Below are 10991 nucleotides of genomic sequence, written 5' to 3'. Positions count from 1 at the left end.
TCTCCGAGCCGTAAACAAGTCAATCGATGCCCGATCGCGGCCACGCCCGACGAGCATCGCCTAATCCCCATTTCACGCCTGCCCATGAACTCACTCTTCTCGCGCCGCGCCAGCGTCGGCGCCCGGCTTGCCGTGCTCTCGTGCGTGCTGGTCGCGGTAATTTTCAGCACCTTCGCGTGGGCGCTCGCACGCGCCGCCGGCGACCAGGTGCGCGACCAGGTGCTCGCGCGCATCGCCGAAAAAGACCGCTCGATCGCCGCGATGATCGCGCTGTTCGACCAGGCGCTGTCGGCCGAGGTCGATCGGTCGATGGCGCTATTCGCGAGCTTCCTGCCCGCCGACTTCTCGCTCGACGACACGCAGAAAGTCGACATCGGCGGCACCGCGACGCCGACTTTCAAAGCCGGCGACAAGGTGCTGAACCTCGACTTCACGATTCCCGACCAGTTCCTCCAACGCAGCGGCGCGATCGCGACCATTTTTGCGCGCAGCGGCGACGATTTCGTGCGCGTGACCACGTCGCTGAAGAAGCAGGACGGCACCCGCGCGATCGGCACGCTGCTCGACCGCAAGGGGCCCGCGTATGCGCCTCTGCTCGCGAACCGCACGTACACCGGCCTCGCCCCGCTGTTCGGCAAGCGCATGATCACGCAGTACAAGCCGATCACCGACGCGAGCGGCCGGGTGATCGGCGCGCTGTTCGTCGGCGTCGACGTGGACAAGGAGATCCAGTCGGTCCAGGACGGCATCCGCGCGCTGAAGATCGGCACGAGCGGCTATTACTTCGTGCTCGATGCGTCGAGCGGCGCGGAGCGCGGCAAGCTGCTCGTGCATCCGGCCGCCGCAGGCCAGAAAGCCGACGACGCGAACGCACCGTATCAGCGCATGCTCGACATGAAGCAGGGCGAGCTCGACTACCGCTCGGCCGACGCGACGCTCGGCGAGAGCGACGCGCGCGACAAGTTCGTGTCGTTCGTCACGGTGCCGGAGTGGCAGTGGCTCGTCGGCGGCGTCGCGCCGCGCGACGAAGTGATGGCCGACGTCGTGCGCACCCGCAACGCGTTCCTGCTGGTCGGCCTCGCGCTGGTAGGCCTGTTCGCGATCGTGTTCCTCATCGCGGTGCGGCGGCTCGTCAGCCGTCCGCTCGACGAAGCTGCGCGGGCGTCCGAGCGTCTTGCCGCGGGCGATCTGAGCGTGCGCCTCGCACACGGCCGCGCGCGCGCCGACGAGATCGGCCGTCTGATGCAGGCGATCGACGGCATCGGCGAAGGCCTCGCGCGCATCGTCGCGCAGGTGCGCAACGCGTCGGCCGACATGTCGGCGGGCACCGAGAAAATCGCCGCCGGCAGCGGCAACATCGCGATGCGCATCGCGACCCAGGCAAGCAGCCTCGAGGAAACTGCCGCGAGCATGGAGCAGATCACATCGACCGTGCAGCAGAACGCTGATAACGCGACCGAAGCGAACACGCTCGTCACGCAAGCCGCCGACGCCGCGCTCGAAGGCGGCCGCGCGGTCGAACGCGTGGTGTCGACGATGGGCGAGATCGGCCGCTCGTCGCAAAAAATCGCCGAGATCACGACGGTGATCGAGGGCATCGCCTTCCAGACCAACATCCTCGCGCTGAACGCGGCCGTCGAGGCGGCACGCGCGGGCGAGCACGGCAAGGGTTTCGCGGTCGTGGCGTCGGAAGTGCGCGCGCTCGCGCAGCGCAGCGCGGCCGCGGTGAAGGAGATCGAGGGGGTGATCGCGGCGTCGGGCGCGAACGTCGACAGCGGTTTTCGCATCGCCGAAGAAGCGAGCGCGACGATGCAGGGAATCGTCACTCAGGTCGGTCAGGTCCGCGCGATCATGAGCGAGATCAACGTCGCGTCGCGCGAGCAGTCGGGCGGCATCGAGCAGGTCAACCGGGCGGTCACGCAGATCGGCGAGGCGACGCAGCAGAATGCGACGATCGTCGTCGATGCGGAAACGGCGGCGGCCGAGTTGCGCGAGCAGGCTGCGCGGCTCGCTCAACTGGTCAGCGTGTTCAAGCTAGAAGGCGAGCGCGGCTAACGGATCTGCTTGCTGCGGGCGCCGGCGCACGACGCCCGCAGCGCTCAGAACTCCACGTCCAGTTCGTCGATCTCCTCGACCTCCTGCCGCGCGAGCGCGATCCACTCGCGCATTTCGGGCAGCGCCATGATGTGCTGCCCGTATTCGACGATATCCGGATCGAGTTGCACGTCATAGGTCACGAAACGTGTGACCACCGGCGCGTACATCGCGTCCGCCGCGGTCCGCTCGCCGAACAGGAACGGGCCGCCGTACTCCTTCAGGCATTCACGCCAGATCGTCACGATCCGCTCGATATCCGACTGCGCGCGCGCCCAGACCTTGAAGCCCGGGAAATGCGCCTTCAGGTTCATCGGCAGCGCCGAGCGCAACGACGCAAACCCGGAATGCATCTCGCCGCAGATCGAGCGGCAATGCGCGCGGGCGCGGACCTCGTGCGGCAACAGCGCGGCTTGCGGCTTCAGCTCGTTCAGATATTCGGCGATCGCCAGCGTGTCCCAGACCTTGACGCCGTCGTGCACGAGGCATGGCACCAGAATCGACGGCGATAGCAGCAGTAGTTCGGCGCGCGTCGCGGGGTCGTCGATCGGCACGACGAGCTCTTCGAACGGCAAGCCGCTGAACTTCGTCAGCAGCCAGCCGCGCAGCGACCAGGACGAATAGTTCCTGCTGCTAATCGTGAGCGTAGTATTTCCCATGCGTGTGTCCTCCAGATCCGGTATCGCGCCGCGCGTGCCTGCACTCATGCACGCCACGGTGCGCGCGCGCACCAAAGCGCGGCAAGGCCGGCCCGTTTCGCCTACGCATGCAAGTGATATGCCGACGCACGCAGACATGCCGCGACATAGCTCGGCACACCGGGCGACGCGCGCCAGCGCCTGGCGCACCGCTTGCTTTTATTCGGGTTCCTGTTTTTCTGGCGCATTCGAGTGAAAGTATGAATCTGTTCGCCTATCCCGCCTATCAGGCCTGCGCCGACATGCTGCTGCCGCTGCGACACGGCGCGGCGCTGGCGAACCACTCGCTCGGTGCGTGGCCCGCATTCGCGGCTACGCCCCACGGACGCTCGCTGCGCGCGACCTGCGAACTGCTGATACTCGGCGGACTCACGCCGACGCGGCCGCCGTTCGGCATCGACAGCGTCGTCACCGAAGGCGAGCCGGTCGCGGTGATCGAGGAAGTCGTCGCGCGCACGCCGTTCTGCTCGCTGCTGCACTTTCGCAAGGACGCCGTGCTTTCAACGCCGCAGCCGCGCGTGCTGATGATTGCGCCGATGTCGGGACACTTCGCGACGCTGCTGCGCGCAACCGTGCGCACGATGCTGCCCGAGCACGACGTCTATATCACCGACTGGCACAATCCGCGCGACGTGCCGCTCGGCGAGGGCCGCTTCGGCTTCGACGAATTCGTGCGCCACGTGATCGACTTCACCGCGACGATCGGGTCCGGCACGCATCTGCTCGCTGTCTGCCAGCCGACCGTCGCGGCGCTAGCCGCCGTCGCGCTGATGGCCGCCGACGACCATCCCGCGCAGCCGGCCAGCATGACGCTGATGGCCGGCCCGATCGACACGCGCATCAACCCGACGCGCGTCAACGAACTGGCGAGGAGCCGGCCGATCGAGTGGTTCGAGCGCAACCTGATCAGCGCGGTGCCGTTCGGTTTTGCCGGCGCGCAGCGTCGCGTGTATCCGGGTTTCGTGCAATTGGCCGCGTTCATGGCGATGAATCCGGGCCGCCACGCCGAGTCGTTCGAAACGATGTACTACGAGCGCGGCAAGGGCGATCCACAAAAGGCCGACACGATTCGCACGTTCTACGAAGAGTACTTCGCGACGATGGATCTGACCGCCGACTTCTATCTGGAAACCGTCGACACGGTTTTTCAGCAGCATGCGCTGCCGTTGCGCGCGCTCGAAGTCGAGGGGCGTCTGGTCGAGCCATCGAAGATTCGCCGCACCGCATTGCTGACCGTGGAAGGGGAAAAGGACGATATCTGCGCAGTCGGTCAGACGCTCGCCGCGCAGGACATGTGCGATCGTCTGCGGCCGTATCTGAAGACGCATTACGTGCAAACGGGCGTCGGCCACTACGGTGTGTTCAGCGGACGTCGCTGGGAGCGGCACATTTATCCGCGCGTGCGGGCCGTGATTTACGACAACGAACCGCGCGCGGTGCTCGTCAGTTCGCGCGCGCGTCCGATCCAGCCGGTGCCCGCGGCGACCGCGGCGGAAGTCGCGGCGGCCGCGCCGGTCGCGGCCTCCGTTGTCGGGGTGGAGGTGGATGCGCCCGTAGGCGGAAGCGGGAGCGGCAACTGCGATTCGTCGGCCCAACCGTCCGGGCAGTCGTCGCGCAAACCGCCGTCCGCGACGTCCTGAGCGTTCAGGCCGTTGGCCGGATCATCTGGAACATCTCGCCGATCTGCGCATAGTCGGCGCGATAACCCGCGCGCATGATCGGCTGTGCGGCATGCGTGTCGAACAGGCCGTCCTTCAGATACGCCTCGTCGATGTGCACGCCGACCACCTGGCCGAGCGACAGATAGTTGTCCATCGGCTTGCCGTCGACATCATGCAGACGCACGATCTCCAGCAGCTTGCATTCGAGCGCAGCGGGCGATTCGGCCACGTGCGGCACCGCCACGTTGCGGCCCGGCGCCGGCGTGAGCCCGGCCAGTGCGAACTCGTCGACGTGGGGCGCGACCGGCGCCGACGAGCGGTTCATCTGCTCGGCGAGCGGCCGGGTGGCGAGATTCCACACGAATTCGCCGGTCGCCTCGATGTTGGCGAGACTGTCCTTGCGGCCCTCGCTGCTAAAACCGATGATCGGCGGAAAGGTCGCGAACGCGCCGAAAAAGCTGTACGGCGCGAGGTTGAGCGAGCCTTGCGCATCGCGTGACGAAATCCAGCCGATCAGCCGCGGCGCGACGATCGCCTTGAAAGGATCGTGCGGCAGGCCGTGACCGGCGGCGGGGTCGTAAAAGTAGTGAGGCATGAATTGAGACTCGAGTGATAGTCAGCGCAAAAAAGGGGAGCAGAAGCAGGTCCGGAACGGCTATTTATAACAGCACTAGCCGCGCCCGATCACGCGCTTGCGCCCCTCGTTGACCCGCGCGATGCGCTCCTCGTCCCAATCATGAAAACCCGCGCCGCTGCGCACGCCGAGCCGCCCGGCGTCGACCTGCGCGCGCAGCAGATCGATCACGTCCTCATCCTTTGCGAGTTGCGGCATCAGATGCGACGCGATGTCGACGAAGGTGTCGAGCCCGCCCATATCCGCGCTTTCGAACGGTCCGACGATGCCCCAGCGGCGTCCGAGTGAAGCCTTCATCACGCGATCGACAACTTCGGGCGTTGCTGCCCCCGAACGCACGATATGCAAGGCCTCGCGCAGCACCGCGAACTGCAGCCGATTGCCGACGAAACCAGGAATCGCCTTCGCGAGCACGACCGGTTCCATGCCGATCGCGCTCATCAGCGCAGCGGTTTGTTGCACGACTTCGGGGGCGGTCTCGGTGCCCGGCACGACCTCGACGAGCGGGATCATGTGCGGCGGGTTCCAGAAATGCGCGATCACGAAACGTTCTTTCGCGCGCAGCGGGGTGGCGAGCTGGTCGGGCGGGAAGCCGCTGGTGTTGCTCGCGAGGATCGCATCGTCGGCGAGCAGGCCGGTCAGTGTCGTGTAAAGGCGATGCTTGAGTTCGAGCACCTCGGGAATCGCCTCGATCACGAAGCGCGCTTGCGCGACCGCATCGAGCTGCGCATGCGTTTCGATGCGCGCGAGCGCTGCCTGTTTGGCGGCATCATCGATCCGGCCCGCGTCGATCAGCTCGTCGAGCACCGCTTGCGCTTTCGGCGCGACGCTCGCGAGCCTGGCCGGATCGACGTCGTGAACGATCGTCCGGTATCCATGCAGCGCGGCCTGCGTCGCAATGCCGACACCCATCAGTCCCGTGCCCACCACCCCTATCGCTACATCCTGCGTCGTCTTGTCCACACGCACTCCCACCACCGTCGATCAAAGTCCCGAAGCATAGCGCAGCACGCAGCAATACCCCGGTCGGACCTGCAAGCCCAAATGCGACGAAGCCGGCCTTCCCGCGGAGAGAAGGCCGGCTTCGTGGACGCGCGCCGCCTGTTGCGGCGCGGTCAGGTCCGCATTAGTAGCGCGGGGGCGGCGGGCGGTGATCGTCGCGATAGTCGCCGCGATGGTGCGGATCGTAGTCGTGCGGATGACGGCGCATCCAGTCGTCGTGCGCCCAGTAGCGGTGGCCGTCCCAGTAACGATCGCCGTGCCAGCCGATGTTGATCGACAAGCCCACCGGCATCGTGTGCGGTTGACCGTACACGACCGGCGCCGGGCCGTGCTCGACGATCACGCGGTCTTGCGCGAATGCGCTACCAGCCGCGACGAGTGCGCCGCCCGCGAGCAGCGTTGCGATCAGTGAGCGCGATGCCTTGCCAAAGGTTTTCATAATGACCTCCCTTCAAAGTTTTATTCCAGGCCAGCGTCCGTGTTTGTCCGGATCGTTCGATTCGCTTCCGAACCAGACGCCGTACGCTTGAGACCCACTTTAGCGGCCTGGATCGCGTCGAGACGTTAGCACTTGTAAGCGTGCATTTCATAGTTGGCGGCGGATGATCGAAGCTCGATTTCGCCTTCTCACTGCATTGAACAAGGCTTACGCGGCGGCACCGTTGTTCGACTCGCTGAACCGGCATGAAAGCCGGTTACATTCATTTCGGCCCCGAAATATTTCGCAAGGAATCGGACGAGTGCAGCAGGCCTGGCGCGGGCAAGGCCAGCCTCGTCGCGCAATGGTGCATCGCGGTAACAGAATCCCCAAAAACAAAGAGCCACGATCCGCATTTCGCGAATAGTGGCTCGATGAATAATGCACCCGAAGTGCGCGCCCCAGCGCGTCGTGTCGCGCTCAGGACGGTTACGGCCGGACTTAGTCCGTCAGCTTGATGCCGAACAGCGTGGACTGCGCGCGGCGCAGACGCTCCGCTTCGCGGGCACGCGCCGCATACGAATAGTCCGAATCCAGCGGCAGATGAGGCGACGCAAAGAGGTCGCTGATCTTTTGGAACAGTGCAAAGATGAAGCTCATGGCGACTCCCGGTTAGTGACTGCATTGCTAGGGTTTTCCCTTAGTCACGATTATAGGGGTTTCCCCTAGGAAAAAGCTAGTGCAATGCAGCAAAATTTCGGTGGGGTGGGTTGTCGCGATGCCATTGGGCCGGGAGGTGTTGCATCGCGACAACATTCCCGATTCATCGCCCGGGCGGGTGGCCGTGCTGAGCGCGAGCGTGTCTCGCGTGCGTCGGCGTAGCGCTGGACTGTAGGGGCGCGTTGGGGGGCGCCGCGGTGGGCGTCGTGACGGCGGCGGGCGCGGACGCCGCGTTCGCCGTCGCGGCCATCGCCGTATGCGCGTCGAGCAGGCTAACCATCGCCGCTTGCTGGTTCTGTATCATCTGTTCGATGCGCTGTTGCTGGGCCGTCGTTTCGTGCGTGAGGCGCATCAGCAGCAGCGTCTGCGCGACGCCGATTGCCACCGTCACCAGCAGCGCACCGACCACGATCGACAGCATCCATTTCACGCGCCGCGAATGATCGGTCGCGGCGCGGCGCTGATCAGCGATTACGCCATAGAGCGCATCGACCGTATCGGCGAACGCGGTGGCGCGCGCGTGGTCGAGTTCCGGTTCCGAGCGTAGCGCGGCGGCGGCCGCGTCGGTGCGGCGCGCGTCACGCCATGACGTGGCGAATCCGCTGTGGTTATCTGCGGATGCGGGCCGGGGTGTCGTCAACGGCGCGGTGGTCGAGGGCTTGTCGTCCTGTTTCGCCGTTACAGGCTCTGGCGAGGCGGACTGCGTGCGCGTCGCGGACTCGATGGTGAACTGGCTGGCGCTACTGTCGTCGGTCGTGGCGGACGTTGCGGACGACGCTGGAATCGCAGCCGCAGTCGCATCGCGCGATGCCGTCGCGGCTCTCGCAAAGGTCGCGGCGAAACGCTGCTGCGGCCTGCCCGCGCCCGCCGTCGCGGCCGACTCCGCTTCAGCCGCTTGACGCAATGCGGTCACGCTGCGCGCGACGGTCGCGGCGGCCATCGCCGAACTCAGCGGCGCGGATGACTCACGCGAAAGCGGGGTGGGTTTGTCGTCGGTGTTTGCTTCGGCGTTCGGCGTTGCTACATCCGGGGCGCCGTTCGCGAGCTTGCTGGCGGGCGCATCCGCAGCCGCCATCGACGGTTCGACGTCAAACCCGCTCAACTGCTCGTTCACCGGCATCGGTACATCCGGCTTCGCCGCACGCGGTGCGCGGCGCGTTGTCTTGTCGAGCGCAATGTGTTCATCGAATGCGCCGACCGCCTGCAGCACCACGTCCGGCAATTCGAAGCCGTGCAGCGTGCCCTGACGGACGTCGATGTTCATCGCCTCGAGCGTCGCGCGGGTTGGATCGTCAGGGAACAGGTCGAGCGTGCTGTCGTCGCGGGCGACGCCGCTAAGTTGCGCGAGGCGTTGCGCCGAGCGCGCCGCGCGCGCCAGTTTGTTTTCGGTCTCAGTGGAGACGGCGCCCTGCCGCTGCTTCTTCGAAGCGACGCGCTGGGGCCTGGACTGCGGGGATGCTGCGGAATCTGCCATAGAGGAAAAAGCGGTCGTCGCCAGGAACGGGCGCCGGATGCCGCTCGTCATTGCCGTTGGAATATTTAGAGCCAGCATTGTCGCATGGCGCTCCGCCCGCGCCGAAGCCATTCCCCGACGATTTGCGCGCTTTCGAGCCCCTCGCGCGTGTCACGACCTCGCGTCGTCGCCGCGGAATTCCCGCACTCCCGGCAATTGCCGAAGGCGCGCGCAGATCGACTCGTATTCCGCGTTCGACACACGGTGCAGCGTGATGATCACTTCGTCGCACTCGTTCGCCTCGTCACTTTGCTGCATCACGAATTGCTTGACGCGCGGACTACGCGGCGCCGAGTTCGTCGTGCAGCGAATGGAACGTCAGCGCGCCGCGACCGACCACACGCTCGCGGCGGTCGTGAGCCCGCGCACGATTTCGCCGCGCAGCAGGATCGAGCCCGCCCCCAGAAAGCCGATGCCCGACACGACCTGGGCGGCCATCCGCGACGGATCGAGGATCACATGCTCGCCAAGCACCGCGGCGAAGCCATACGCGGACACGATCATGACGAGCGCCGAGCCCACGCAGACCAGCATTTGCGTGCGCAAGCCCGCCGCCCACGACAGCCGCTCCCGCTCGTAGCCGATCACGCTATCGAGCACCGCGGCCAGCACCAGACGGAGATCAGTTCGAGATCACTGAGCATCGTTGTTCCTCCTTATATGAAATGAGCTGCAGCGAGGGCACAGCGCACGTCACGCCTCGTAGGCGTCGAGCATTCCGGATGTTTGACTCGAGGTGTCAGCGCGAGGCGTTTGCTTTATGCTAGGCCGCAGACCACAGCGACCTGGCCGAGCGGAACCCTGAGCCGCCACCCTGAGCGCCGCCTCGATACACTGCGCACGTTACGCGCCCGAACCAACCGACCATGCCAAGCACGACCCCTCCCCCTGCTTCGACGACCACCACCGCGAACGCGCTGCGCGAGCACTTCGCGAACGTGGTGCTGCCGATGTGGCGCGGGCCCGGCTTCAACCACGCGCTGCAGTTGCCCTACGAAGCGCTCGACGCCACCGGAGGCGAGCCGCTGCCCGCGCAACGCTATCGGGCGATGGCGTGCGCGCGGCAGTTGTTCACGTTTGCGCAAGCGGGCGACATGGAACACGCGCGCGTGCTGTTCGATTCGCTGACGCGCACCTTTCGGGACGCCGACCACGGCGGATGGTTTTACAGCGTCGACGCGCTCGGCGTACCGCTCGAGACGACCAAGGACCTCTACACGCACGCGTTCGTCGTGTTCGCTTGCGCGGAATACGCGCGGCGCTCCGCCAACCTCGACGCGCTGAAGCTCGTGCACAGCACGACCGCGCTGATCCAGTCGAACTTCGCGGCCGACGGCGATCTATTCAACGCCGCGCTGAACGCCGACTTTTCGAAGGTCACCGCCACGCCGCTGCAGAATCCGCTGATGCACCTGACCGAAGCGTGGCTCGCCGCCTGCCAGGCGACGCGCGACAACGTCTTCGGCGCCGCGGTGCGCCGGCTCGCCGGCGCGGTCGCGCGACACTTCGTGCATGCGCCGAGCGGCTGCATCGCGGAATTGCCGATCGGTGCGAGCGACAACCGTCTTGAGCCGGGACATCAGTTCGAGTGGTATTGGCTGGTCAGGCAGGGGGGCGCGCTGTTCGACGGTACCGGGCTAATCGAAGCGCTGGCGCGCGCCTTCGCCTTCGCGCAGCAGCATGGCGTGGACGCGAACAACGGCGGGGTGTGCGCATCGCTCGACGAGGCTGGCAACGTCAGCGACGCGACGCAGCGGATCTGGGCGCAGACTGAATACCTGCGCGCGCTCGCCTGTCACGACGATCCGGCCGTGCGTGCGGCGCTGCCGCAACAGATCGCACGTTTTCAGCGATGCTTTTTGCATGACCATGGCTGGTTCGAATGCAAGACGTCGAGCGGGGAAGTTGCGCGCGACGACATGCCGTCAACCACGCCCTATCACCTGGCCACCGCCTATGCAGCACTGCCCGCGGGTGACGAATCGGGAGCGGGAACTTAGGCGAATTTGGACATCGATAGATGAAATTGGACGCTTGATCGTCTCAATAAAGAGCGCATGCCCGGACGGAGATCCGCTGCCGCTTCGCAAGGAAAATTTGATGCCGCTGGTAAACCCTGGCGCAAAAAAGTTCTCGCCAGACGTTCTCAAGGCGCGAAAAAACATCAAAACCGGGAATACCCGGATGCATGTTGATTGGCGTCTGTCATAAAGACGTGATACAACTCTCCCCTCGCGCTCGCTTTGCATTC

The 10991-nt window shown here is 65.7% G+C and carries 9 protein-coding genes and 1 pseudogene; 3 read left to right on the top strand and 7 right to left on the bottom strand.

Annotated features, from left to right (window positions below; all coding sequences use genetic code 11):
* The first annotated feature begins 84 nt into the window (after positions 1-84).
* A complete protein-coding gene (locus QFZ94_RS09245; RefSeq protein WP_410848764.1) occupies positions 85-2055 on the top strand; it encodes a methyl-accepting chemotaxis protein in 1971 nt (656 codons plus the stop codon).
* A 44-nt stretch (positions 2056-2099) separates the two neighbouring features.
* Here QFZ94_RS09245 and QFZ94_RS09240 read toward each other — a convergent pair whose 3' ends face one another.
* Positions 2100-2753, bottom strand: a complete 654-nt coding sequence (locus QFZ94_RS09240) for a glutathione S-transferase family protein (protein ID WP_368583511.1) — start codon at positions 2751-2753, stop codon at positions 2100-2102.
* Between the two features lie 239 nt (positions 2754-2992).
* On the opposite strand from QFZ94_RS09240, the gene QFZ94_RS09235 reads away from it, so the two are divergent.
* A complete protein-coding gene (locus tag QFZ94_RS09235; protein WP_368583510.1) occupies positions 2993-4432 on the top strand; it encodes a polyhydroxyalkanoate depolymerase in 1440 nt (479 codons plus the stop codon).
* Positions 4433-4436: 4 nt separating this feature from the next.
* Here QFZ94_RS09235 and QFZ94_RS09230 read toward each other — a convergent pair whose 3' ends face one another.
* From QFZ94_RS09230 to QFZ94_RS09205, 6 genes and pseudogenes are all read right to left on the bottom strand, one after another.
* Positions 4437-5048: a flavin reductase family protein gene (locus QFZ94_RS09230; protein WP_429456395.1), complete on the bottom strand. Its 612-nt coding sequence runs from the start codon at positions 5046-5048 to the stop codon at positions 4437-4439.
* Between the two features lie 75 nt (positions 5049-5123).
* Positions 5124-5999 (bottom strand): 3-hydroxyacyl-CoA dehydrogenase family protein, encoded by an 876-nt coding sequence (locus QFZ94_RS09225; protein ID WP_429457744.1) that lies wholly within the window; start codon positions 5997-5999, stop codon positions 5124-5126.
* Between the two features lie 214 nt (positions 6000-6213).
* Positions 6214-6528 carry a hypothetical protein gene (locus tag QFZ94_RS09220; RefSeq protein WP_429456393.1) on the bottom strand — a complete coding sequence of 105 codons (315 nt, stop codon included), beginning with the start codon at positions 6526-6528 and terminating at the stop codon, positions 6214-6216.
* Positions 6529-7008: 480 nt separating this feature from the next.
* Positions 7009-7167 carry a hypothetical protein gene (locus QFZ94_RS09215; protein WP_176107149.1) on the bottom strand — a complete coding sequence of 53 codons (159 nt, stop codon included), beginning with the start codon at positions 7165-7167 and terminating at the stop codon, positions 7009-7011.
* A gap of 163 nt (positions 7168-7330) precedes the next feature.
* Entirely contained in the window at positions 7331-8701 is a 1371-nt protein-coding gene (locus tag QFZ94_RS09210; protein WP_429456391.1) for a hypothetical protein, read from the bottom strand.
* A 150-nt stretch (positions 8702-8851) separates the two neighbouring features.
* Positions 8852-9384: pseudogene (locus tag QFZ94_RS09205) on the bottom strand (MgtC/SapB family protein).
* A 222-nt stretch (positions 9385-9606) separates the two neighbouring features.
* On the opposite strand from QFZ94_RS09205, the gene QFZ94_RS09200 reads away from it, so the two are divergent.
* Positions 9607-10740: an AGE family epimerase/isomerase gene (locus QFZ94_RS09200; protein ID WP_429456389.1), complete on the top strand. Its 1134-nt coding sequence runs from the start codon at positions 9607-9609 to the stop codon at positions 10738-10740.
* The last annotated feature ends 251 nt before the right edge of the window (positions 10741-10991 follow it).

Source organism: Paraburkholderia sp. JPY465, from assembly GCF_050436725.1.
In the GTDB taxonomy this organism is placed as follows: Bacteria; Pseudomonadota; Gammaproteobacteria; order Burkholderiales; family Burkholderiaceae; genus Paraburkholderia; species Paraburkholderia youngii.
This window is presented reverse-complemented; position numbering and strand designations above follow the sequence as displayed.